Source organism: Streptomyces coelicoflavus, assembly GCF_003112555.1.
Classification (GTDB): domain Bacteria; phylum Actinomycetota; class Actinomycetes; order Streptomycetales; family Streptomycetaceae; genus Streptomyces; species Streptomyces coelicoflavus.
The window spans coordinates 304,676-326,909 of sequence record NZ_BEWB01000011.1; the positions used below are offsets into that span (position 1 = coordinate 304,676).

A 22,234-nucleotide genomic window follows, 5' to 3' on the forward strand; every position below is an offset into this window, starting at 1 on the left:
AGACCCCGCTCGGGCCGGCCACAAGACACCGTCGCCCGGAGCCGACCTGATCCAAACGACACCCCCTAGTGGTGCTTCTTGCCGTCCAGCTCGTCCCACCACTCGTCGGACTCGGGGTCGCCGGAGGGGTCGTCCCACCAGCGGTCGTCCGGGCCGCGCCGGTTGGCGACCATCGCGGCGACCGGCGGGATCAGCATGGCGAACACGCACATACCGACGGCCGCGGGGACCGACCACAACCGGATGACGCCCCAGGCCAGTACGAAGAGCGCGATGCAGATGCCCATCATCACGAAGTACTGATGCCGCCGCCGCGCGTACATACCTCCAGGGTAGGTCCGCACACCCCGTCCGGACATGCCGGAGGGGCCGCACCCCAGGTGTCCAACCCGGTGGGTGCGGCCCCTCGGCCGTCACGCGCCGTGCGCGCTGCGCTGCCCTGTCGCCGCGTGCCGTCAGACGGCGATCGCGACCTCCGCCAGACCGCCCTGCTGGGCGACGACCGTGCGGTCGGCGCTGCCGCCCGGGATCAGCGCGCGTACGGTCCAGGTGCCCTCGGCCGCGTAGAAGCGGAACTGGCCCGTCGCGGAGGTCGGGACCTCCGCCGTGAACTCGCCGGTGGCGTCCAGCAGACGGACGTAGCCCGTCACCGGCTCGCCGTCACGGGTCACCTGACCCTGGATGGTGGTCTCACCGGGCTTGATCGTCGAGGCGTCGGGGCCGCCGGCCTTCGCTCCGCACATGTCGTAACTCCTGAGGTGTGTTGGGAAAGGTCGGCGGGTGCCGTACCCGTGTCGCTTACTTCGCGGCGCCGAGCTCGATCGGCACGCCGACCAGGGAGCCGTACTCGGTCCAGGAGCCGTCGTAGTTCTTGACGTTCTCCACACCCAGCAGCTCGTGCAGGACGAACCAGGTCAGGGCCGAGCGCTCGCCGATGCGGCAGTAGGCGATGGTGTCCTTCGCCAGGTCGACCTGCTCGTCGGTGTAGAGCTGCTTGAGCTCGTCGTCCGACTTGAAGGTGCCGTCGTCGTTGGCGTTCTTCGACCACGGGATGTTGCGGGCGGACGGGACGTGGCCCGGACGCTGCGACTGCTCCTGCGGGAGGTGGGCCGGGGCGAGCAGCTTGCCGGAGAACTCGTCGGGCGAGCGGACGTCGACCAGGTTCTGCGCGCCGATCGCCTTGACGACGTCGTCGCGGAACGCGCGGATCGCGGTGTTCTGCGGCTTGGCCTTGTAGTCGGTGGCGGCGCGCTGGGGCACCTCGTCGCCGGGGACCAGCTCGCGGGCGTCCAGCTCCCACTTCTTGCGGCCGCCGTCGAGGAGCTTGACCGCGTCGTGGCCGTACAGCTTGAAGTACCAGTAGGCGTAGGACGCGAACCAGTTGTTGTTGCCGCCGTAGAGGACCACGGTCTGGTCGTTGGAGATGCCCTTCTTCGACAGGAGCTTCTCGAAGCCCTCCTGGTCGACGAAGTCGCGGCGGACCGGGTCCTGGAGGTCCTGGGTCCAGTCGATCCGGATCGCGTTCTTGATGTGGTTCTTCTCGTAGGCGGACGTGTCCTCGTCCACCTCGACGATCGCGATGGTCGGGTCGTCCAGGTGGTCCTGCAACCAGTCGGCGTCGACCAGGACGTCGCTGCGGCTCATGTTTTCTCCTCCGGGGCAGTTGGCGGCGGGGCGTGCGGTGCGAGGGTGTGCGCACTCGGGCCGGGCGGCGGCGCGGCGCGCGGGTGCCCGGGGCAGGCCGGGCGGGCGGGGGATGAGGGGATACGGACGGCGTCGTCGCCGTCCGCCTCAGAAAGTGCGACAGAGCATGGCGGCGACGCGGCACAGGTCCACTGCCCGCCGCTTCGTGAGGTCCGCCTGTTGCTTCATAGGACCCGATCGTAAGGATTGAGGGCGGGCCGTGTCACCGACGTGTCGCATGATGAGACGAGAACGTCCGGGATGTGGGATCGAGAGCCCCGCCGCCCCGGTTCGACGGGCCGCCGGACGCGGCGCGGGTCGGGTCGCTTCTGCGGTACGGACAGCGCCGTCTCGCCTGTCGGACGACATGGCCTGCGCGCGGTGGGCCGCCGTTGCGCCGAGCGGCGCCGACCCTCGTCCTACCCGGCCAGCTTGACGTTCGAACCCTTCACCGTGATCTCGACGCCGTCCTTCGCCGCCTCGACCTTGTCCAGCTCGATGCCGCCGGGCAGCTCGTCGATGGTCTGCTGGAAGTCGGTGATGGCCCGGATCCGGGACTCGGCGAGCTGCCTGCCGCCGATCTCCGGCAGGCCGTCGGCGACCACCTCGACGTCGTTGTCCTTGACCTTGACCGAGCTGAGCACCTCGACCGGCTCGGGCACCTCGACGCCGAGGACCGTGGCCTGCAACGACACCTTGATCTTGCCGTTGCCGCCGTCGGAGAGGCCGATGACCTTGGCGTCGATGCCGGGCGCGATCTCCGTGGGCTCGGACTTGGTGGCCTTCATCAGCTCGTCGTAGCCGACGGTCGCGGTGCCGGTGGCGGTGGCCGCGGTGGCGGAGCTGTAGTCGCCGGAGAACTCGACGCCCTTCATGTGCGCCCGCAGCTCGGCGATGCGGATCTTCTCGCCGCCGTTGCCGGTGGACGCCTCGTAGTCGTCGATGCCGACCTCCACGTCGTCCAGCGAACCGCCGGCGACCTGGGTGAGGAAGGGGAAGCCGTTGATGGAGACGTCCGGCGTCGAGGCCAGGTTCTCGGTGCTGCGCAGCTTGTCCGCCGCCTCGTCCTCGGCGAAGTTGACGGCGACACGGTCGGCGATCACGAAGAGGCCGCCCAGGATCACGACGACGATCAACAGTATTCGCAGTGCGCGCATGCGGTGCTTCCCCAACCCTGGACGCTCGACGACGGCGGACCCGACGACCGACGACCGGCGGCCGTCCAGCGCGAGCGTAACGCGGGCTCCGGGCGCCCCCCGGGTTTTGTCGAACACCTGTGACAGTGGGCGCCGGCACCCGTGACGGGGCGCCGCCGGGGCTCAGGCCAGGGCCCGGCCCAGGACGTACACGGCCGGGGCCGCCGCCGCGAGGGGCAGGGCCACGCCCGCCGTGAAGTGGACGAAGCGGGACGGGTAGTCGTACGCCGCGACCCGCAGGCCGATCAGCGCGCACACCGCCGCGCCCGCGCCCAGCAGCGCCCCCGACGCCCCGAAGTCCGTCATCGAGCCGACCGCGATCCCCGCTCCGGCCGCCGCGAGCAGCGCGACGACCACGGACGCCGGGGTCGGCAGCGGCAGCGCGCGGGCCACGGCGGCCACGGCGACCGCGATCCCGCCGACGGCCACCGCGTCCGCGTCGGCGGCGAGGTACCCGCCCGCGACGACCGCCAGGGCCGCCGCCGCGATGGTCGCCATCAGGCCGTACATCCGCTCGTCCGGGTCGGCGTGCGAGCGCAGTTGCAGGACGAGGGACAGCAGCACCCACACCCCGAGCGTGCCGAGGATCGCCGCCGGGGAGCGGTCCGACACCAGCAGCGCCGCGTCGGCGGCGAGCGCGCCCAGGAAGCCCAGCGCGATGCCCTGCCGGGCGGGCCACATGCCGTTCAGCCGGAACCAGCCCGCCGCGGTGACCGCCTGGAGGGCGACGAGCGGGACGAGCAGGGCGTACGTGCCGAGCGCCGCCGCGCCGGACAGCAGCAGCCCGAGCAGCGCGGTGAGCCCGGCCGGCTGCATCCCCGGGTCGATGATCGGCGAACGCCCCTCGGCCCGCGCCCGCTGCGCGTCGGTGATCCGTGTGTTCCCGGCGACGGTGGCCGGTCCGTAGCCCGGATCGGCGGCGGTCGAGGGCGCGGGGGTGGAGGCGGGGGTGGGGTCGGGCGCGGGCGGCGCGTACGCCTCGGGCGAGGGCTGGGCCTGCGGCTGCGGCTGCGGCTGCGCGACGGGCTGCGGCTGCGGCTGCGCGTACGGCTGTGCCTGGGGCTGGTACTGCTGCGGCTGCGGGTGTCCGTACGGCTGTCCGTAGCCCTGCGGCGGGTACGGCTCAGGCTGCGGCTGGGCGTGCGGCGGCAGGTACGCCGTCTCCTCCGCGGAGACCGGCGGCTGCACCTGCGTCTCCCAGGTCTGCCCCTGCCACTGCTGCGTGTACTGGTCGGCGTTCGGGTCCGGCTGCTGCTCCCCGTACCCCTGGTACCCCTGGTACTGCTGGTGCGGCTGCTGCCCGGGCCACGCCTGCGCGTCGTGTCCCTCGTACGGTTGCTGCCCGTACGGCTGATGCGGCTGGTCGGTCATCGCTCACCCTCCTGCGAACGGCGGGAGCACCTCGACCGTGCCGCCCTCGGCCAGCCGTACCGTCTCATGTGCACGCTTGCCCACGGGGTCGCCGTCGACGAGGAACGAGCAGCGCAGCAGCACGCGCGTGAGTTCGCCGGGGTGCCGCTCGCGCACCGCGCCGAGCGCGTCGGCGAGCGTCGCCGCGTCGTACGGCTCCTCGGCCACCCCCGCCGCGGCCTTCGCGGCGGCCCAGTAGCGCACCGTGACCTTTGCCATCTCGTTCCTTCGTCGTCGGCGATGAACAAGCTCAGGCTAGCCCGCCCGCGCCACCGCCCAGTCGCCGATGCGGTGCAGCAGCGCCTCGTCCGAGGCGTTCTCGGCGTGGCCCATGCCGGGCTCCAGCCAGAGTTCGCCGTGGTCACCGGCCGCCTCGGCCAGCATCCGGGGGTGGTCGAGGGGGAAGTAGCCGTCCCGGTCGCCGTGCACGATCAGCAGCGGCGTCGGCGCGATCCGCCCGGCCGCCGCCACCGGCGACAGCGGCACCGGGTCCCAGTCCCGGTGGTGGATACGGGTGCGCAGGCCGTAGCGGCCCACCAGACGCCCGGCGGGGCGCATCACCAGCCAGTGCAGGCGGCGCATGGGTGCCGTGCCCCGGTAGTACCAGCGGGCGGGGGAGCTGACCGAGACGACGGCGTCCGTGCCCGCCGCGGCGTCGTCGGCGTACAGCGCGGCGTGCCGCAGGACCACCGAGCCGCCCATGGAGAACCCGACGGTCACCACGCGCGCGTGCCCGAAGCCGCGCGCCCAAGCGACCGCCGCCGCCAGGTCGAGCACCTCGCGGTCCCCGACGGTGGACCGCCCGCCGGACGCGCCGTGCCCCCGGAAGGAGAACGTGACCACGGCACCGTGCCGCGCGAACGCCGCCGCGATCCGCCGCACGTGCGGCCGGTCCGCGTCGCCCGTGAAGCCGTGCGCGACGACGAAGACCAGGTCAGAGGGGTCGCGGTCGACCGGACCCGGCTCGTACACGGCGTCGACGGGGACACCGTCGGCCGTACGGAGGAAGGTGCGCGCGGGTGTGCGGCGCGGCGCTCCCCGGGGTGTCTCGGGATGCGGACGATGTCCTGGACGACGGGTGGAACGCGCCACATGACCCGCCGGTCGGTTGCTCATGTCGGCTATTCTGCTGGGCAGAGGACTCGGGCAACGTAGCCCCCGGGTCCTTTTGTGCTTTCGGGAGCGATGCCGGGCGGTCGTCGGGCGGTCGTCGGGCATTCACCTCCCGGACGCCACACGTACGAAGCAGTGCCGCCAACTCCCCCGCTGCCTTGAGGGCGCGGGAGGTACCCCCATCGCCGGGACCCAGGAGGAACCAGACGTTATGGGCGAGCGAACCGGGCACGACCACGAACCGTCCCAGGCAGGTGGGGCGCGATGAGTTCTCTGCTGCTCCTGACCAACGCCCTCCAGCCGTCGACGGAGGTGCTCCCCGCCCTCGGCCTGCTGCTGCACAACGTACGCGTCGCCCCCGCCGAGGGTCCCGCCCTCGTCGACACCCCGGGCGCCGACGTCATCCTCGTCGACGGCCGCCGCGACCTCCCCCAGATCCGCAGCCTGTGCCAGCTGCTGCGCTCCACGGGCCTCAGCTGCCCCCTGGTGCTCATCGTCACCGAGGGCGGGCTGGCCGCCGTCACCGCCGACTGGGGCATCGACGACGTGCTGCTCGACACCGCCGGTCCGGCGGAGGTCGAGGCGCGGCTGCGGCTGGCCACGGGCCGCCAGCAGCTCGGCGGCGACGACTCCCCCATGGAGATCCGCAACGGCGACCTGTCGGTGGACGAGGCGACGTACTCCGCGAAGCTCAAGGGCCGGGTCCTGGACCTGACCTTCAAGGAGTTCGAGCTGCTGAAGTACCTCGCCCAGCACCCGGGCCGCGTGTTCACCCGCGCCCAGCTGCTCCAGGAGGTGTGGGGGTACGACTACTTCGGCGGCACCCGCACGGTCGACGTGCACGTACGGCGGCTTCGCGCCAAGCTCGGCCCCGAGCACGAGTCGCTGATCGGCACCGTCCGCAACGTCGGCTACCGCTTCGTGACACCGGAGAAGCCCGAGAAGGGCGAGAAGAACGACAAGAGCGGGAAGGCCGGAAAGGCCGGGGAGCCCGAGAAGGCGGCGGCCGAGAAGGACGGGGCGTCGGGCGCGAGGTCATCCAAGGTGTGATACGCCCTGCCCGGAGCGGGTCCATCCGCGTAGACTCCGCGCGTGGCCAAGGTGACTCGGGATGATGTGGCGCGGCTGGCGGGGACTTCCACCGCCGTCGTCAGCTACGTCATCAACAACGGACCCCGGCCGGTCGCCCCGGCCACGCGCGAGCGTGTCCTCGCCGCGATCAAGGAACTGGGGTACCGCCCGGACCGGGTCGCCCAGGCGATGGCGTCGCGGCGCACGGACCTCATAGGCCTGATCGTGCCGGACGCGCGCCAGCCGTTCTTCGCGGAGATGGCGCACGCGGTCGAGTGGGCCGCCTCCGAGCGCGGGAAAATGGTGCTCGTCGGCAACAGCGACTACGTCGGCGAGCGCGAGGTCCACTACCTGCGCGCGTTCCTCGGCATGCGGGTGTCCGGCCTGATCCTGGTCAGCCACGCGCTGAACGACAACGCCGCCGCCGAGATCGACGCCTGGGACGCCCGGGTGGTCCTGCTGCACGAGCGTCCCGAGGCCATCGACGACGTCGCCGTCGTCACCGACGACCTGGGCGGCGCCCAGCTCGCCGTACGCCACCTGCTGGAGCACGGGTACGAGTACGTCGCCTGCATGGGCGGCACCGCCGAGACCCCGTCCGTGGGCGACCCGGTCTCCGACCACGTCGAGGGCTGGAAGCGCGCGATGAAGGAGGCCGGGCTCCCCACCGAGGGCCGGCTCTTCGAGGCGCCGTACAACCGCTACGACGCGTACCGCGTGGGTCTGGAGCTGCTCTCCGGGCCGCAGCGCCCGCCCGCGATCTTCTGCTCCACCGACGACCAGGCGATCGGCCTGCTGCGCGCGGCCCGCGAGCTGCGCATCGACGTCCCCGGCGAGCTGGCGGTCGCGGGCTTCGACGACATCAAGGAGGCGGACCTCGCCGACCCGCCGCTGACGACGGTCGCCTCGGACCGGTCGGCGATGGCGCGGGCCGCGGTGGACCTGGTCCTCGACGACGGCCTGCGGGTGGCGGGCTCCCGCCGCGAGCGGCTGAAGGTGTTCCCCTCGCAGCTGGTCGTACGGCAGTCCTGCGGCTGCCTGTAGCCACCGCCTGGGCCGACGCCGCACGGTCGGGCCGCCGGGCCGCCTTTATATCGGGCATACGAGGTTCTGCCGGGCTTCTCAGGCAGCACTCAGGCCGCTCTCATCCGTGGGCGGGAAGCTCATGGACATGACCGAGAGCCTCCGCCAGAACGGCGAGTACGAGCACGCGAACCCGTACCAGGGACCCCACCAGCACGCCTCCTCTCCCGTCAACCCGGAGTGGCCGCCCCCGCCGGCGCAGCCGCCCGGGAGCCACCCCACGGAGCCCCTGCCCGAGCCGCCGCACGGCGGGCGACCGGCCCGGCGGCGCGGCCCCGCCGCCCTCCTCGTGGCCGTGGCGATCGTCGCGGCGGCCGTCGGCGGCGGCACGGCGTACGGCATCCAGGAGCTGACCGGCAGCGACACCGTCGCCGCCGGCTCCACCAGCACCAACGTGGTGGCCTCCAGCCAGAAGGGCACGGTCTCCGGCGTCGCGAAGGCGGTCAGCCCGAGCATCGTCGAGATCAACGCCACCTCGAACGCCGGCTCCTCCACCGGTTCCGGCGTGATCATCACCGACGACGGCGAGATCATCACCAACAACCACGTCGTCGCCGGTGCCTCCTCCGTCAAGGTGACGACGCACGACGGCAAGCAGTACACCGCCGAGGTCGTCGGCACCGACAGCAAGAAGGACCTCGCGCTGATCAAGCTGGAGAACGCCTCCGGCCTGAAGGCCGCCACCCTCGGCGACTCCGACGGCATCGGGGTCGGCGACCAGGTCGTCGCCATCGGCTCCCCCGAAGGCCTGACCGGCACCGTGACCAGCGGCATCGTCTCCGCCCTCGACCGCGACGTGACCGTCTCCACGGACGAGGGACAGCAGCAACAGCAGCAGCGCGGCGGTCAGTGGCCCTTCGAGTTCGGCGGGCAGCAGTTCAACGGCGACACCGGGTCGTCCACGACGACGTACAAGGCGATCCAGACCGACGCCTCCCTCAACCCGGGCAACTCCGGCGGCGCGCTGATCGACATGAACGGCAACATCATCGGCATCAACTCCGCGATGTACTCGGCGACCGAGTCCTCCGCGAGCGCGGGCAGCGTGGGCCTGGGCTTCGCCATCCCGATCAACACGGTCAAGGCCGACCTGCCCGAGCTGCGGGCGGGCGCGAGCAACTGAGCGGGCGCGAAGACGTGCGACGCTGAAAGCGTTGACACCCCGTACCCGTACCCGACCGCATCCGAGGACCCGAGCCCATGAGCCCCGCAGACGGCGACCGTGACCGCGACCGTGAGACCCAGCGCATCCTGATCGTCGACGACGAGCCGGCGGTCCGCGAGGCCCTCCAGCGCAGCCTCGCCTTCGAGGGGTACGACACCGAGGTCGCGGCCGACGGCGCCGACGCGCTGGAGAAGGCGGCTGCGTACCGCCCCGACCTCGTCGTCCTGGACATCCAGATGCCCCGCATGGACGGCCTGACCGCCGCCCGCCGCATCCGCGGCGCGGGCGACCTGACCCCGATCCTGATGCTGACGGCCCGCGACACCGTCGGCGACCGGGTGACCGGCCTGGACGCCGGTGCGGACGACTACCTGGTCAAGCCCTTCGAGCTGGACGAACTCTTCGCCCGCATCCGCGCGCTGCTGCGCCGCAGCTCCTACGCGGCCGCCGTGGAGGCCACCGCCGCCGACGACGACACCCTCGCCTTCGCCGACCTCACCATGGACCTGGCGACCCGGGAGGTCACGCGCGCCGGACGCCCGGTGGAGCTGACCCGCACGGAGTTCACCCTGCTGGAGATGTTCATGGCGCACCCGCGCCAGGTCCTCACCCGGGAGCAGATCCTGAAGGCCGTCTGGGGCTTCGACTTCGAACCGTCGTCGAACTCCCTCGACGTGTACGTCATGTACCTGCGCCGCAAGACCGAGGCGGGCGGCGAGCCGCGCCTGGTGCACACCGTCCGCGGCGTCGGCTACGTCCTGCGGCAGGGCGGCGCCGAGTGACAGGCCTGGCCCGCCGGGTCCGCGCGCTGCCCATCCGGGCGCGGCTGTCCCTGCTGGTGGCGGCGGCGGTGGCGTTCGCGGTGGCGGCGGCGGCGGTCGCGTGCTGGTTCGTGGTCAAGAGCGTGCTGGTCAGCTCACTGGACGAGGCGCTCAAGGCGAACCGCATGAGCAAGGCGCAGGTGAGCCAGTACGTCAACCTGCGCTCGGGTGCGTGCGCCCACGATCCCGTCACCCACGAGCAGAACCCCTTCGGCTCGTCCGTCCAGCTCGTGGACGGCACGGGCGGCAGCTGTCTCATCATCGGCACGCAGGAGATCCCGCTCAGCGACGCCGACCACGCCGTGGCCGAGGGCCGGTCCACCGACGCACTGCACGACGCCACGGGACCCGACGGCGCCCAGTACCGGGTCTACACCTACCAGGGGCTGCCCGAGCTGGGCGTGGCCGTCTCCGCGGCGCGACCGCTGGGCGAGGTGAACCGCTCCCTCAACGACCTCGCCCTGGTGCTGGCGATCGTCGCCGGCGTGGGGGTCGTCGGCGCCGGCGCCGCCGGGCTGTGGGTGGCGCGGACCGGCCTGCGCCCCGTCGACGAACTCACCGAGGCCGTCGAACACGTCGCCCGCACCGAGGACCTCACCGTCCGCATCCCCGTCGAGGACGACAGCGACGACGAGATCGCCCGCCTCTCCCGGTCCTTCAACAGCATGACCTCGTCCCTGGCCAGCTCCCGCGACCTGCAACAGCAACTGATCGCCGACGCCGGCCACGAACTGCGCACCCCCCTCACCTCCCTGCGCACCAACATCGAGCTGCTCACCCGCAGCGAGGAGACGGGCCGCCCGCTCCCGGAGGCCGACCGCAAGGCACTGCTCGCCTCGGTGAAGGCGCAGATGACGGAACTGGCGGCGCTCATCGGCGACCTCCAGGAACTCTCCCGCCCCGACACCGGCCAGCACGGGGGCCGCACCCGCATCCTCGCCTGGCACGACGTCGTCGAGTCGGCCCTGCGCCGGGCCCGGCTGCGCGGCCCGGAGCTGACCATCGAGGCGGACGTGCACCCCTGGTACGTACGGGCGGAACCGGCCGCGCTGGAACGCGCGGTGGTGAACATCCTGGACAACGCGGTGAAGTTCAGCCCGGACGGCGGCACGGTCGACGTCCGCCTCGCCGACGGCGTCCTCACCGTCCGCGACCACGGCCCCGGCATCCCCGCCGAGGAACTCCCCCACGTCTTCGACCGCTTCTGGCGCTCCCCGGGCGCCCGCGCCCTGCCCGGCTCGGGCCTGGGCCTGTCCATCGTGGCGCGGACGGTGCAGCAGGCGGGCGGCGAGGTGACACTGGAACCGGCCGCCGGCGCCGGCACGGTCGCCACGGTCCGTCTGCCGGGGGCGCCGGTACCGCCGCCGGAGACGGACGTCAGGCAGGCAGCCTCGAATCGATGACGAAGGCGATCTCGACGACTTGGCCGGGCAGGGTCAGCTCGGTCACGCCGAGGACCGTACTGGCCGGGCGGTGCTCGCCGAAGTAGGCCAGGTTGGCCCGCGCCACCGCGGCGGCGTGGTGCCGCAGGTCCACCACGTACAGGGTCTGCGACACGATCTGGATGCGGGTGGCTCCGTAGTGGTCCAGGACCCGGTCCATGTTGGCGTGGGTGCGCCGGAGCTGGGCGTCGAAGTCGTACCCGTCGGGGAACTCGCCCGCCGCGTCGAACGCGAGCTGCCCCGAGACATGGACCAGGTCGCCCGACCTGATCGCCTGGGAGTAGCCGAAGTCGTCCTCGGCCGGGATGTCGTAGCGGAAGACATCGTGGGTGGTCATGGTGCTCGCCCTTCCAGTCCACTCTCTTGTGGTTACTCGGGAACTGTAGGAGAGTGAAGGCTGACCTGGAAGAACGCACTTTTCGGTGACTGGGGAACCTGATGGTGACCAAGCAACTGCTCAAGGACCTGCCCGAGGACGCGGACCTGCGGCGCGCGGACTCCCTGGCGCGGGAGATCTTCTCGGACGTCGCCAACAAATGGGCGCTCCTGATCATCGAGGCGCTGGGCGAGCGCACCCTGCGCTTCAGCGAGGTGCGCGGCGAGGTCGAGGGCATCAGCCACAAGATGCTCACCCAGAACCTGCGCATGCTGGAGCGCAACGGCCTGGTCGACCGCAAGGTCCACCCGACCGTGCCGCCGAAGGTCGAGTACACGCTCACCGAACCGGGCCGCGCCCTGCGCGCCACGGTCGACGCGATCTGCGAGTGGACCCAGCACCACCTCGGTCACATCGAGGGGGCGCGGGAGCGTTTCGACGCCTGACCGGCGTCAGACGGAAAGCGCCGTGCGTACGCCCGCGCCGGCATTCCCGGTGTCCCCGTCCCGAGGACACCGGGCCCCGTCTCGGCCGGCGAACAGGCGTCTACCGCACGACCGTGATCCGGTCCGCCGCCGGGGGCGTGATCGGGGCGGTCGCCGAGGAGTTGGCCGTCAGGTACTGCGCGAAGGCCGCCAGGTCGTCCGCGCCGACCAGTTCGTTCGTGCCCTCGCCCAGCGTGGTGAAGCCGTCGCCGCCGCCCGCGAGGAAGCTGTTGGACGCGACGCGGTAGGTGGCGGCCGGGTCGACCGGGGCGCCGTTCAGACGGACGGAGTCCGTGACGACGCGGTCCGCGCCCGACTTGGTGAGGTCCAGGGTGTAGGTGAGGCCGGAGGAGACCTGGAGGATCTTCGGGGCCGCCTCGTTGGGGCCGCTCACCTGCTCCTTGAGGACCTGGATCAGCTGCGCGCCCGTGTAGTCCTTGAGGTTCACCGTGTTGGCGAAGGGCTGGACCGTGAAGCCCTCGGCGTAGGTGACCACGCCGTCGCCCTCGGCGCCGGAGGCCGTGTAGGTCAGCGGGGCGCGGATGCCGCCCGGGTTCATCAGGGCCAGGTCGGTCTCCGGGTCCTGCGCCCTGCCGTACGCGAACTGCGCGTCGGCGATCAGGTCGCCCAGCGGGGACTCGGTGCCGTCGCGGTCGATGTCGGCGGAGACGTAGCCGATGGGGCGGTTGCCGATCGGGGCGGCGAGGGTGCTCCACCGGTCGAGCAGCCGGGTCATGTCCGGCGCCTTCGGCACGTCACGGGTGACGACGTGGTTCGCCGACTTCACCGACGTACGGGCGATGTCACCCGTGGCACGGTCGTACGTCAGCGTCGTGTCCGTGTACAGGCGGCCGAAGGACGAGGCCGAGGTGACCGTGCGGGGGTTGCCCGCCGGGTCGGGGATCGTGCAGACGTACGCGTTGTGGGTGTGGCCGGTGACCAGCGCGTCGACCTGCGGCGTGATGTTCTTGGCGATGTCGACGATCGGGCCCGAGACGCCGTCGCCCGCGCCCGGGGAGTCGCAGTCGTAGTTGTAGGAGGACGAGGCCGGGAAGCCGCCCTCGTGGATGAGTGCGACGATCGATTTCACGCCCTGGCGTTGCAGCTCCTTGGCGTACTTGTTGATCGTCTCGACCTCGTCCTTGAACTCCAGGCCCTTCACGCCCTCCGCCGAGACGATGTCCGGGGTGCCCTCCAGGGTCACGCCGATGAAGCCGACCTTGACGCCCCGCTGCTTCCACACCCAGTAGGGCTTGAGGATGGGCTTCCCCGTCTTCTCGTCCAGGACGTTGGCCGCGAGGTACGGGTAGTCGGCGCCCTTGAACTCCTTGTCCGAGTAGCAGCCCTCGGTGGGGTGGCAGCCGCCGTTCTGGAGACGGGCCAGCTCCCTGGCACCCTCGTCGAACTCGTGGTTGCCGACGCTGGTCACGTCCAGGTCGAGCCGGTTCAGCGCTTCGACGGTCGGCTCGTCGTGGAAGAGGCCGGACAGGAGGGGGGAGGCGCCGACCATGTCGCCGCCGGCCGCGGTGATGGAGTAGCGGTTGCCCTTGCGGGCCTCGCGCAGGTGGGTGGCCAGGTACTCGATACCGCCCGCGTCGACCGTCTTGGTCGTGCCGTCCGGCTGGACCTCGGTGACGCGGCCGGAGGAACCGGCGGGCGGCTCCAGGTTGCCGTGCAGGTCGTTGAAGGAGAGGAGCTGGACGTCCTGGTAGCGGCCGTGGCCATGACCGTGGCCCTTGCCGTGGTCGCCGTGGCCCCGGGTGTCTCCGCCCGGGCTCGCCGACGCCGGGAGCGCCGCCGCGGCGAGCGCTCCGGCGGTGACGACGGTGGCGGCCGCGACGAGGAGGCGGCTGGTACGGCGTCTGCGACGCGGCTGGTGCGAGTGTGCTGTGGCTGGCATGCGCCCCCCTGTGGGTGTGCGTGGCGCGAGCCGCTGAGGAGACGGCTCGTCGGCGCAGCAGCCTAGAGTCAACGCGCGTAGCGCGACAGGGCTTCCGGGTTACGACCTGGTTTAACTTCATCCCCTTCTCCATCCCTTATGCATCTCCTTCTGCATCCTCTTCTCCACCCCTTCTCCCCTCTCTTCTTCCTCCTCGTCCGCTGCCGCCGCTTTGCCCCGCCCGCCCTTTACCCTCGTACGCATGACCAGCGACGACACCGTGCGGCCCGGCCGCCCCCGCTCGATCGAGACCCTCGCCGAACTCGCGCCGGAGCAGACCGACGCCGTCCTCGCCCTGCTCACCGAGGCGGCCCGGAACGACGGACAGCACGCCGTGTCCGAGCAGGGCCGGCTGCAACTGCGCGGCCCCGCGCGGGACGGCGTCGCGCACCTCCTGCTCACCCTCGACGGCGGTGAACTCGTCGGCTACGCCCAGCTGGAGGGCACCGACCCGGTCGAGCCGCCGGCCGCCGAGCTGGTCGTCCACCCCTCGTACCGGGGCCATGGGCACGGGCGGGCTCTGGGCTCCGCGCTGCTCGCCGCGTCCGGCAAGCGGCTGCGGATCTGGGCGCACGGCGGGCACTCCGCCGCCCGGCATCTCGCGCAGGTGCTCGGACTGTCGCTGTTCCGGGAACTGCGGCAGATGCGCCGCCCGTTGGCCGGTCTGGACCTGCCGGAGCCGGTGCTGCCGGAGGGCGTGAGCGTGCGCACCTTCGTGCCCGGCCGGGACGACGCGGCCTGGCTCGCCGTGAACGCGGCCGCCTTCTCCCACCACCCCGAACAGGGCTCGCTCACCCAGCGCGACCTCGACGACCGCAAGGCCGAGCCGTGGTTCGACCCGGAGGGATTCTTCCTCGCCGAGCGGGACGGCCAGCTGATCGGTTTCCACTGGACCAAGGAGCACACCGAGGAAGGGCTCGGCGAGGTGTACGTCCTCGGCATCCGCCCCGACACCCAGGGCGGCGGCCTGGGCAAGGCCCTCACCACCATCGGCCTGCGGCACCTGGAGGGGCGGGGCCTGCCCACGGCGATGCTGTACGTCGACGCCGACAACAAGGCCGCGGTCTCCGTCTACGAGCGCCTCGGCTTCACCACCCACGAGACGGACCTGATGTACCGCACGGAGACGTGAGCCGCCGGGCCGTACGGGGCGGATCACCGACCGCGTCTTCGCCCCGACGGCTCCGGTCCGCACCCCGCTCCCAGCACGGCCACCGCCGCCGCCAGCACCGCCCACCGGTCGTGCCCGACGGACCAGCGGGGGTCGTCGGCCTGCACGAACAGCGCCCAGTCCTCCGGCGCCAGCAGGGGCGCGAGAACGGCCGTGAACAGCAGGAACGCCGCGACGAACGGCCCCGGTCGTGCCTCGTCCGTCAGCCGTACCGCGAGGGCGGCGGCCGCCAGGGCGAGGGCGCCCACGGCCAGCGCCTCCAGGGTGACTCCGCCGGCCGGGGGCCGGGACGCCACGGGGGTCAGGAGCAGTACGGCCGTCCACCACAGCGCGGCGAGCGGCGCGACCAGGGCCACGCGCAGCGCCTGCCGGAGGAGCCTCGGGGTCGGCACGGGTGCGGTGAGGTGGCGGGCCGGGTCGTCCAGCAGGAAGGCCAGGCCCAGCGCCCCGACGAGGGCGGCGCCCCGCAGCAGCATGAGCGTCTGCCAGGGCGCCGGCTCGGCCCCGGTGACGAGGGGGAAGCCGGCGACCAGCAGCCCGAGGGCTCCCGCCGCGGCCAGGGCACGCCAGGGCAGGGTGCGCCACAGCGGGACGGCCAGGTCCACCGTCAGCGTCCCCCGGACCGCCGTCAGTCCTCGCACGAGTCCGCCTTCTTCGGCCCGGGCACACCGAGCAGTTCGGCGACGCGGGCGGTGGTGACACCCGGGGCGGTCAGTTCGGCCCAGTGCTCCGTGACCCGTGCTCCGGTCCCGGCGGGCGGATTCTCCAGCAGGCGGCGTACGACGTCCGTCTGGCCCTCCGTCATGGACAGCGGGTCGGTGGGTGACAGGACGATCGCGGAGCCCGTCACGCTGTCGTCGAGGCGGACCCGGCGCAGGGCGCCCATCGGGTCGTCCTGCCAGCTCAGGGAGAGCCACATGACGGTGACCATCCGCCCGTCGCACAGCTCGCTGCCGGCCGCCTCCGAGCCCGCGACGAGGACGGCGGCGACGGCACTGGAGAACTCGGGGACCCGGTTGCCGCCCCAGGCGGTGCCCACGGTCACTTGGCCGGCGCCGGTCAGCGCGGGGATCGCGGCGTCGGTCCCCGGCCCGTAGCGGGCGTCGATCCGCTGCCGCACGACGAGCGGCCGGTCGTGCGCGGAGCCGCCGGCCACGGCCTGGACGCGGTCCACGACCCCGGCCCAGGTGCCGGTGCGCGGCGCCCACTCGGGGAAGGCGCAGTACCGCGAGCCGCCGTGCTCGGCGCAGGTCAGCTCGGGGTGCACCGAGGCGCGTTCGCGGGCTGCGGTCAGCTCCTTCGACGGCGTCGCGCCCCCGGCCTGGAGGATGCCGCCGGTCACCGTCGCCGCGAGGCTCAGGACGAGTCCCGCCCGGACGGCCGCGGTGCGCCCGCCGGCGACGGCCACCGCCAGGAGGGCGAGGCTCAGGGCCGCGCCCGCCAGGTACAGGGCGTGCCAGGCGGCGGGGCGCCCCAGCAGGTCGGAGGGCAGGGGGTCGGGGCCGGTGGTGGCGACGACCGGTGCCAGCCAGGACAGGCCGCTCGCCCCGCTCGGCCCGGTGCCGAGGACGAACACGAACAGCAGCACGACCACCAGCAGCGGCGCGGCGAAGGCCGCCATCGTCAGACGGCCGACCAGCACCCCGAGCGCCCCGAACGCCAGCACCGTCAGTGGCCCCACCGCCAGCTCGGCCGGCGAACCGTGCCCGACCGCGCCCGCCTTGAGCGCCTCCCAGCCGAACTGACCGGCCACGCACACGGCGGTGAGCAGGGCGGCCGGTACGACGGACAGCGCGTGGCCCGCCATGCGGTGCCAGGGCCGCAGGACCAGGACCGAGAAGTGGTGCTCGGTGCCGTGGCGTTCGGAGCGGACGACCGCGCGTGCGGCGCCCAGCAGGACGGCGAGGCCGACGAGCATCGGCATGGACTGGGTGGCACGGTCGGCGTCCTGGAGTACGGGGTGGCCGTCCCAGGAATCCCGCGTACGCCAGACGATCCACGCGACGTACGCCACGAAGGCGATGACGACGGGGACGCTCAGCAGCAGCCTGCGTGCCTCGAACCGGGCGAGGGCGAGCACGGCCCGGGCCCGGCGGTCGTGGAGCGGTGCCCGCACGGGTGCGGACTCTTCCACCAGTACGGCGCTCACGCCGCCACCTCCGTGCCGGCGTCGTCGAGGGCGAGCAGGTAGCCGTCCTCCAGGGTGGGTTCGGCCGGTTCGGCGCCCGGGGGCGGATCGCCGACGTTCCGGAAGGAGCCGGTCCCGGTGCGCCATCCGGCCTTCGCGCCGGGGTCCTTCTCCGTGCTGCTCCACACCCGCCCGGCGGCTCGCGCGGTCAGCTCGGCCGGGGTGCCGTCGAAGCACACCGTCCCGGCCGCCATGACGATCACCCGGTGGCAGAGCATCGCCACGTCCTCGGTCTGGTGGGTGGACAACAGCACGGTCCGCCCCTCCCCCGCCCCGGCGATCAGCTCCCTGAACCGCATCCGCTGCTCGGGGTCGAGACCGACGGTGGGCTCGTCGAGGACCAGGAACCCCGGGTCGCCCACCAGCGCGGCGGCCAGCGCGACCCGCTGCCGCATACCGCCGGACAGCTTCTTGATCCGGCGCCCGCGCACGTCCCCGAGGTCGACCTCCGCCAGGACCCGCCGCACCTCGCGGTGGCGTTCCCGGCGGTCCGCCAGCTCCTTCAGGATCGCCACGTAGTCGACGAACTCGAAGGCGGTGAAGTCCGGGTGGAAGCCGGGCGTCTGCGGCAGGTAACCGAGCCGCCGCCGCACCTCCTGCCGGCCCCGCGAGGTCCCGGGGTCGTGCCCGAGCACGGTGAAGGCACCCCGGTCGGCGGGCACGGCGGTGGCGAGCACCCGCAACAGCGTGGTCTTCCCGGCGCCGTTGGGCCCGAGCAGCCCGGTGACGCCCGGGGTCAGCCGCAGCGACACGTCGTCGAGGGCACGGGTGCGCCCGTAGCTCAGGCCCAGCCCGGAGGCGGAAACGGTGGGGGTCATACGGCACTCCCGTACGTGAAGGGGATCAGGAAGTAAGAAGGGTGGGGCGGGGGTGGGTGCGGTGGGGGTGGGTGCGGTGGGGGTCGGCGTGGGGTGGGGCTCACGCGGTACGGCGCGGCTCACTCGACGCCTCGTGGGTCACACGACGCCGCGCCCCGAGACGTCGAACCGGTCGCGGAGCAGGAACAGCAGCCCCGCGCCCAGCACCGCCACCAGCCCGGACACGCCCTGCCCGGCCGCGGTGAACGGCGCCAGCGGGCCGTCCGTGGACGCGCGTGCCGCGTCGGCGGCCAGCAGCACGGCGGCCCAGGCGCCCACGAGCACGGAGGGCGCGGCCACCGGCCCCAGCCGGGGCGTCAGCGCCAGCCCGGTCGTGGTGAGGGCGAGCCCGGGCAGCAGCCAGGCCAGGGCGGCCGGCCCGAACCCGGGCAGGGCGAGACTGGCCAGGCCGCCCACCCCGAGTGCCACGACGAGCACGGCGACGGTACGGATCATCAGCAGCCGGAAGCCGTGCATCGGCGAGACGACGGCCATCTCGTGCGTGGGGTCGAGCACGGGCCCGTAGGCCAGCGCCACCGAGACCAGCGGCAGCAGCGGGGCGCAGGCCAGGAACAGCGTGGGCCGGTCGGCGGCACCGGCCGCGACGGCCACGAGGAAGGTCACGAGCAGCACGGCGGTGAGCGCACCGAACCAGGACCGGCGCAGCACCGGAGTGGCCGCGAGCAGCCGGGCCGTGCCGTCGCCGGCGCCGCACCACGTCAGGAGCCGCTCGAACCGGCCCGGCCGGGGCGCGTCCAGCTCGGCGTCGAGCCGTTCCCAGCCCGCGTCCAGCGCGGCGGTGTCGCTCACCCCGGCGAGTGTGCCCCGGCACGCGGCGCAGGCGGTCAGGTGGGCGTCGGCGGACCAGAGCGCGGGCGCCGCCAACTCGCCCCGGGCGTAGGCCCGCAGGTCGTCCTCGTCCACGTGCCAGGTGGGCCCGTCCCGGCGGTCGCTGTTCTCGATCCTCATGCCAGCGCCTCCCGCAGCTGCCGGCGGGCCCGCATCGCCCGCGTCTTGACCGTGCCCGGCGGGATGCCGAGCAGGACGGCCGCCTCACGGGTGGTCAGCCCGTCGACGACGGTGGCCTGGAGCACCGCGCGCAGCTCCGGCGAGAGCCGGACGAGGGCGCCCGCGAGGTCGCCGTGCTCGACCCCGGCGAGGACGCGCTCCTCCGCCGAGATCTCGTCCCGGTGCCGCAGACGGGCCAGCGCCTGCCGCAGCCGCCCGCGCGCGCCGTCGCCGCGCAGCGCGTCGATCAGCCGCCGCGACCCGATCCGCCACAGCCACCCGGCCACGTCCCCTTCCTCCCGATAGCGGGCGCTGCCGCGCCACACGGCGAGGAAGGTCTCCTGCACGACGTCGTCGACCACGGCGTGGTCGGCGCAGCGGCCGCGCATGCGGGCGGTCAGCCAGGGCGCGTACCGGCGGTACAGCTCCTCGAAGGCGCGCCGGTCGGCATCCGCCGCGACGGCCCGCAGCAGCTCCCCGTCGCTTCTCGTTTCGCTCACATCTCCTCATCGCACGAGCCCGGCCGATCGGTTCACACGATCTCAGGGGGGTGCGCCGGGACGTTCCGGAGGCCCGCAGCTATCCCACACGTCATGTCCCCGTAACCATCGATTCAGACAGCCTTGCGAGGCTCACCGAATGAAGCCGACCGAGCCAGAGCCTTCCGGGCCGTCGGAGTTCTCGGGGTCCTCGGGTTTCTCGGGGCCCTCCGGGTTCTCCGGGTCCTCCGACGCGCCTGACTCGCGTGCGGCGCGGAAGAATGGGTTCATGAGGCAGCCGAACACCCAGGCAGAGGTCCAGCAGACGCAGCACTCCCAGCAGCCGCAGCCCTCCGTGGGCTCCCTCGCGGCGCACCGCCCGGACACCGTGGCCGCCACGGTCTCCGGCCTGGAACCGGACATCGACGCCGACCTCGACGCGTACGAGGAGTCGGAGGAGTCCCAGGACGGCGGCGACCGCCTCCCGCAGGGCCGCTTCCTGGACCGCGAGCGCAGTTGGCTCGCGTTCAACGAACGTGTGCTCGAACTCGCCGAGGATCCGAGCACGCCGCTGCTGGAGCGGGCCAACTTCCTCGCGATCTTCGCCAGCAACCTGGACGAGTTCTTCATGGTCCGCGTCGCCGGCCTCAAGCGCCGTATCGCGACCGGGGTCGCCACCCGCTCCGCCTCCGGCCTCCAGCCCCGCGAGGTGCTGGACATGATCTGGGCCCGCTCCCGCGAGCTGATGGCCCGGCACGCCGCCTGCTTCCACGAGGACGTCGCCCCGGCGCTCGCCGAGGAGGGCATCCACCTGGTCCGCTGGAACGAGCTGGCCGAGAAGGAGCAGGCCCGCCTCTTCACCCTGTTCCGGCACCGGATCTTCCCCGTCCTCACCCCCCTCGCGGTCGACCCGGCCCACCCCTTCCCGTACATCTCGGGCCTCTCCCTCAACCTCGCGGTCGTCGTCCGCAACCCCGTCACGGGCCACCGCCACTTCGCCCGCGTCAAGGTCCCGCCGCTGCTCTCCCGCTTCCTGGAGGCCTCCCCGGGCCGGTACGTCCCCATCGAGGACGTCATCGCCGCCCACCTGGAGGAGCTGTTCCCGGGCATGGAGGTCCTGGAGCACCACACCTTCCGCCTCACCCGCAACGAGGACCTGGAGGTGGAGGAGGACGACGCGGAGAACCTGCTCCAGGCCCTGGAGAAGGAGCTGATGCGGCGGCGCCTGGGCCCGCCCGTCCGCCTGGAGGTCGAGGAGTCGGTCGACCGGGAGGTCCTGGACCTCCTCGTGCGCGAGCTGAAGATCGGCGAGGCGGAGGTCTACCCGCTGCCCGGCCCCCTGGACCTCACCGGCCTCTTCCGCATCCACAGCATCGACCGGCCCGAGCTGAAGTACCCGAAGTTCGTCGCCGGCACCCACCGCGACCTGGCCGAGGTCGAGTCGGCGTCCGCGCCGGACATCTTCGCCGCCCTGCGCAGCAAGGACGTCCTGCTGCACCACCCGTACGACTCCTTCTCCACCTCCGTGCAGGCGTTCCTGGAGCAGGCCGCCACCGACCCGGACGTCCTCGCGATCAAGCAGACGCTGTACCGGACGTCCGGCGACTCCCCCATAGTCGACGCCCTCATCGAGGCGGCCGAGTCCGGCAAGCAGGTCCTGGTTCTGGTGGAGATCAAGGCCCGCTTCGACGAGTCCGCCAACATCAAGTGGGCCCGCAAGCTGGAGGAGTCCGGCTGCCACGTCGTCTACGGCCTGGTGGGCCTGAAGACCCACTGCAAGCTCTCCCTGGTCGTACGCCAGGAGGGCGAGACGCTGCGCCGCTACAGCCACGTCGGCACCGGCAACTACCACCCGAAGACGGCCCGCCTCTACGAGGACCTGGGCCTGCTCACCTCGGACCCGCAGGTCGGCGCGGACCTCTCCGACCTGTTCAACCGCCTGTCCGGCTACTCCCGGCGCGAGACCTACCGCCGCCTGCTCGTCGCACCCAAGTCACTGCGCGACGGCCTGGTCTCCCGCATCCACAAGGAGATCCAGCACCACCGCGCCGGGCGCCCCGCCCACGTCCGCATCAAGGTCAACTCGATGGTCGACGAGGCCGTGGTCGACGCCTGCTACCGCGCCTCCCAGGCCGGTGTGCCGGTCGACGTGTGGGTGCGCGGCATCTGCGCGCTGCGCCCCGGGGTGCCGGGCCTCTCGGAGAACATCCGGGTCCGCTCCGTCCTCGGCCGCTTCCTCGAGCACTCGCGGGTCTTCGCCTTCGGCAACGGCGGCGAGCCCGAGGTGTGGCTCGGCAGCGCCGACATGATGCACCGCAACCTCGACCGCCGGATAGAGGCCCTGGTCCGGGTCACCGACCCGGCCCACCGGGCGGCTCTGAACCGGCTCCTCGAGAACGGCATGTCCGACGGCACCGCCTCCTGGCACCTCGGCCCGGACGGCGAGTGGACCCGGCACGCGACCGACGCGGACGGACAGCCCCTGCGCAACATCCAGGAGATGCTCATAGACGCCCGGAGGCGCCGGCGTGGCACAGCGACACCTTGACCCGACGGACCCCACGACGACCACCGGACCGTCGGAACCCGCGAACGCGGGGACGGCGACCGGGACGGGAGCGGGCGCGGAGGCGAGAGCGAGCGCGGGCGCGAGCGCGGGCGCGGGCGCGAACGCGAGCGCGGGCGCGAACGCGGGCGCGGGCGCGAACGCAGGGCCGGACGCGAACGCGGGGCCGGGCACGCGCACG

The 22,234-nt window shown here is 72.8% G+C and carries 22 protein-coding genes; 8 read left to right on the plus strand and 14 right to left on the minus strand.

Annotation, left to right across the window (positions count from 1 at the left end; genetic code table 11):
• Positions 1 to 65 precede the first annotated feature (65 nt).
• The 7 genes from Sco07f_RS27300 to Sco07f_RS27335 all read right to left on the minus strand — a co-directional run bounded on the left by Sco07f_RS27300 (position 66) and on the right by Sco07f_RS27335 (position 5,405).
• Positions 66 to 323 carry a DUF3099 domain-containing protein gene (locus Sco07f_RS27300; protein ID WP_007388822.1) on the minus strand — a complete coding sequence of 86 codons (258 nt, stop codon included), beginning with the start codon at positions 321 to 323 and terminating at the stop codon, positions 66 to 68.
• A gap of 132 nt (positions 324 to 455) precedes the next feature.
• Positions 456 to 743: a DUF1416 domain-containing protein gene (locus Sco07f_RS27305; protein WP_007388823.1), complete on the minus strand. Its 288-nt coding sequence runs from the start codon at positions 741 to 743 to the stop codon at positions 456 to 458.
• 55 nt (positions 744 to 798) lie between these two features.
• Positions 799 to 1,644 carry a sulfurtransferase gene (locus Sco07f_RS27310; RefSeq protein ID WP_007388824.1) on the minus strand — a complete coding sequence of 282 codons (846 nt, stop codon included), beginning with the start codon at positions 1,642 to 1,644 and terminating at the stop codon, positions 799 to 801.
• A gap of 458 nt (positions 1,645 to 2,102) precedes the next feature.
• On the minus strand, positions 2,103 to 2,840 hold the full coding sequence (locus tag Sco07f_RS27320; RefSeq protein WP_054101678.1) for an LmeA family phospholipid-binding protein: 738 nt from the start codon (positions 2,838 to 2,840) through the stop codon (positions 2,103 to 2,105).
• 162 nt (positions 2,841 to 3,002) lie between these two features.
• The gene (locus tag Sco07f_RS27325; protein WP_108989467.1) at positions 3,003 to 4,250 is read right to left on the minus strand and encodes a hypothetical protein; all 1,248 of its coding nucleotides are present in this window, start codon (positions 4,248 to 4,250) and stop codon (positions 3,003 to 3,005) included.
• A 3-nt stretch (positions 4,251 to 4,253) separates the two neighbouring features.
• On the minus strand, positions 4,254 to 4,508 hold the full coding sequence (locus Sco07f_RS27330) for a MoaD/ThiS family protein (RefSeq protein WP_007450968.1): 255 nt from the start codon (positions 4,506 to 4,508) through the stop codon (positions 4,254 to 4,256).
• Positions 4,509 to 4,544: 36 nt separating this feature from the next.
• Positions 4,545 to 5,405, minus strand: coding sequence for an alpha/beta hydrolase (locus Sco07f_RS27335; RefSeq protein ID WP_174855416.1), 861 nt, complete (start codon positions 5,403 to 5,405; stop codon positions 4,545 to 4,547).
• A gap of 261 nt (positions 5,406 to 5,666) precedes the next feature.
• Between Sco07f_RS27335 and Sco07f_RS27340 the strand changes: the two genes are divergently transcribed.
• From Sco07f_RS27340 to Sco07f_RS27360, 5 genes are all read left to right on the plus strand, one after another.
• Positions 5,667 to 6,452 carry a response regulator transcription factor gene (locus tag Sco07f_RS27340; RefSeq protein WP_108989468.1) on the plus strand — a complete coding sequence of 262 codons (786 nt, stop codon included), beginning with the start codon at positions 5,667 to 5,669 and terminating at the stop codon, positions 6,450 to 6,452.
• A 42-nt stretch (positions 6,453 to 6,494) separates the two neighbouring features.
• On the plus strand, positions 6,495 to 7,517 hold the full coding sequence (locus tag Sco07f_RS27345; protein WP_007450971.1) for a LacI family DNA-binding transcriptional regulator: 1,023 nt from the start codon (positions 6,495 to 6,497) through the stop codon (positions 7,515 to 7,517).
• Between the two features lie 127 nt (positions 7,518 to 7,644).
• Positions 7,645 to 8,679, plus strand: coding sequence for a S1C family serine protease (locus tag Sco07f_RS27350; RefSeq protein WP_174855417.1), 1,035 nt, complete (start codon positions 7,645 to 7,647; stop codon positions 8,677 to 8,679).
• 77 nt (positions 8,680 to 8,756) lie between these two features.
• Positions 8,757 to 9,503 carry a response regulator transcription factor gene (locus Sco07f_RS27355; protein WP_007451088.1) on the plus strand — a complete coding sequence of 249 codons (747 nt, stop codon included), beginning with the start codon at positions 8,757 to 8,759 and terminating at the stop codon, positions 9,501 to 9,503.
• Complete coding sequence (locus tag Sco07f_RS27360; RefSeq protein WP_054101681.1) at positions 9,500 to 10,945, plus strand: sensor histidine kinase; 1,446 nt, start codon at positions 9,500 to 9,502, stop codon at positions 10,943 to 10,945. Before Sco07f_RS27355 ends, Sco07f_RS27360 begins: the two co-directional genes overlap by 4 nt.
• On the opposite strand, the gene Sco07f_RS27365 is transcribed toward Sco07f_RS27360, so the two are convergent.
• Positions 10,920 to 11,321, minus strand: a complete 402-nt coding sequence (locus Sco07f_RS27365; RefSeq protein WP_108989469.1) for a RidA family protein — start codon at positions 11,319 to 11,321, stop codon at positions 10,920 to 10,922. The genes Sco07f_RS27360 and Sco07f_RS27365 overlap by 26 nt on opposite strands.
• A gap of 101 nt (positions 11,322 to 11,422) precedes the next feature.
• Here Sco07f_RS27365 and Sco07f_RS27370 point away from each other — a divergent pair, with 101 nt between their 5' ends.
• Positions 11,423 to 11,806, plus strand: a complete 384-nt coding sequence (locus Sco07f_RS27370; protein WP_054101682.1) for a winged helix-turn-helix transcriptional regulator — start codon at positions 11,423 to 11,425, stop codon at positions 11,804 to 11,806.
• Positions 11,807 to 11,906: 100 nt separating this feature from the next.
• Here the strand turns inward: Sco07f_RS27370 and Sco07f_RS27375 are convergent, their stop codons facing one another.
• Complete coding sequence (locus Sco07f_RS27375) at positions 11,907 to 13,745, minus strand: bifunctional metallophosphatase/5'-nucleotidase (RefSeq protein ID WP_108989470.1); 1,839 nt, start codon at positions 13,743 to 13,745, stop codon at positions 11,907 to 11,909.
• Between the two features lie 241 nt (positions 13,746 to 13,986).
• Between Sco07f_RS27375 and mshD the strand changes: the two genes are divergently transcribed.
• Positions 13,987 to 14,916, plus strand: coding sequence for a mycothiol synthase (mshD, locus tag Sco07f_RS27380; RefSeq protein ID WP_108989471.1), 930 nt, complete (start codon positions 13,987 to 13,989; stop codon positions 14,914 to 14,916).
• Between the two features lie 23 nt (positions 14,917 to 14,939).
• Here the strand turns inward: mshD and Sco07f_RS27385 are convergent, their stop codons facing one another.
• From Sco07f_RS27385 to Sco07f_RS27405, 5 genes are all read right to left on the minus strand, one after another.
• Positions 14,940 to 15,596, minus strand: a complete 657-nt coding sequence (locus Sco07f_RS27385; protein ID WP_007451077.1) for a hypothetical protein — start codon at positions 15,594 to 15,596, stop codon at positions 14,940 to 14,942.
• Positions 15,584 to 17,104: an ABC transporter permease gene (locus tag Sco07f_RS27390; protein ID WP_108989472.1), complete on the minus strand. Its 1,521-nt coding sequence runs from the start codon at positions 17,102 to 17,104 to the stop codon at positions 15,584 to 15,586. The genes Sco07f_RS27385 and Sco07f_RS27390 overlap by 13 nt, the downstream gene beginning before the upstream one ends.
• Positions 17,101 to 17,961: an ABC transporter ATP-binding protein gene (locus Sco07f_RS27395; RefSeq protein ID WP_007451081.1), complete on the minus strand. Its 861-nt coding sequence runs from the start codon at positions 17,959 to 17,961 to the stop codon at positions 17,101 to 17,103. The genes Sco07f_RS27390 and Sco07f_RS27395 overlap by 4 nt, the downstream gene beginning before the upstream one ends.
• Before the next feature lie 138 nt (positions 17,962 to 18,099).
• Positions 18,100 to 18,969: a hypothetical protein gene (locus Sco07f_RS27400; RefSeq protein WP_007451082.1), complete on the minus strand. Its 870-nt coding sequence runs from the start codon at positions 18,967 to 18,969 to the stop codon at positions 18,100 to 18,102.
• The gene (locus Sco07f_RS27405; protein WP_007451085.1) at positions 18,966 to 19,508 is read right to left on the minus strand and encodes an RNA polymerase sigma factor; all 543 of its coding nucleotides are present in this window, start codon (positions 19,506 to 19,508) and stop codon (positions 18,966 to 18,968) included. Before Sco07f_RS27405 ends, Sco07f_RS27400 begins: the two co-directional genes overlap by 4 nt.
• Positions 19,509 to 19,647: 139 nt before the next feature.
• Between Sco07f_RS27405 and Sco07f_RS27410 the strand changes: the two genes are divergently transcribed.
• Positions 19,648 to 22,035 (plus strand): RNA degradosome polyphosphate kinase, encoded by a 2,388-nt coding sequence (locus Sco07f_RS27410; RefSeq protein ID WP_007451098.1) that lies wholly within the window; start codon positions 19,648 to 19,650, stop codon positions 22,033 to 22,035.
• Positions 22,036 to 22,234: the final 199 nt, after the last annotated feature.

What these genes read in the sequence shown, in the direction of transcription:
- Sco07f_RS27350 (WP_174855417.1), top strand. Translation starts at nt 7,645, where the DNA reads ATGACCGAGAGCCTCCGCCAGAACGGCGAGTACGAGCACGCGAACCCG.
- Sco07f_RS27410 (WP_007451098.1), top strand. Translation starts at nt 19,648, where the DNA reads ATGAAGCCGACCGAGCCAGAGCCTTCCGGGCCGTCGGAGTTCTCGGGG.
- mshD (WP_108989471.1), top strand. Translation starts at nt 13,987, where the DNA reads ATGACCAGCGACGACACCGTGCGGCCCGGCCGCCCCCGCTCGATCGAG.
- Sco07f_RS27395 (WP_007451081.1), bottom strand. Translation starts at nt 17,961, where the DNA reads ATGACCCCCACCGTTTCCGCCTCCGGGCTGGGCCTGAGCTACGGGCGC.
- Sco07f_RS27310 (WP_007388824.1), bottom strand. Translation starts at nt 1,644, where the DNA reads ATGAGCCGCAGCGACGTCCTGGTCGACGCCGACTGGTTGCAGGACCAC.
- Sco07f_RS27340 (WP_108989468.1), top strand. Translation starts at nt 5,667, where the DNA reads ATGAGTTCTCTGCTGCTCCTGACCAACGCCCTCCAGCCGTCGACGGAG.
- Sco07f_RS27330 (WP_007450968.1), bottom strand. Translation starts at nt 4,508, where the DNA reads ATGGCAAAGGTCACGGTGCGCTACTGGGCCGCCGCGAAGGCCGCGGCG.
- Sco07f_RS27335 (WP_174855416.1), bottom strand. Translation starts at nt 5,405, where the DNA reads ATGAGCAACCGACCGGCGGGTCATGTGGCGCGTTCCACCCGTCGTCCA.
- Sco07f_RS27365 (WP_108989469.1), bottom strand. Translation starts at nt 11,321, where the DNA reads ATGACCACCCACGATGTCTTCCGCTACGACATCCCGGCCGAGGACGAC.
- Sco07f_RS27355 (WP_007451088.1), top strand. Translation starts at nt 8,757, where the DNA reads ATGAGCCCCGCAGACGGCGACCGTGACCGCGACCGTGAGACCCAGCGC.
- Sco07f_RS27370 (WP_054101682.1), top strand. Translation starts at nt 11,423, where the DNA reads ATGGTGACCAAGCAACTGCTCAAGGACCTGCCCGAGGACGCGGACCTG.
- Sco07f_RS27375 (WP_108989470.1), bottom strand. Translation starts at nt 13,745, where the DNA reads ATGCCAGCCACAGCACACTCGCACCAGCCGCGTCGCAGACGCCGTACC.
- Sco07f_RS27325 (WP_108989467.1), bottom strand. Translation starts at nt 4,250, where the DNA reads ATGACCGACCAGCCGCATCAGCCGTACGGGCAGCAACCGTACGAGGGA.
- Sco07f_RS27400 (WP_007451082.1), bottom strand. Translation starts at nt 18,969, where the DNA reads ATGAGGATCGAGAACAGCGACCGCCGGGACGGGCCCACCTGGCACGTG.
- Sco07f_RS27300 (WP_007388822.1), bottom strand. Translation starts at nt 323, where the DNA reads ATGTACGCGCGGCGGCGGCATCAGTACTTCGTGATGATGGGCATCTGC.
- Sco07f_RS27305 (WP_007388823.1), bottom strand. Translation starts at nt 743, where the DNA reads ATGTGCGGAGCGAAGGCCGGCGGCCCCGACGCCTCGACGATCAAGCCC.
- Sco07f_RS27320 (WP_054101678.1), bottom strand. Translation starts at nt 2,840, where the DNA reads ATGCGCGCACTGCGAATACTGTTGATCGTCGTCGTGATCCTGGGCGGC.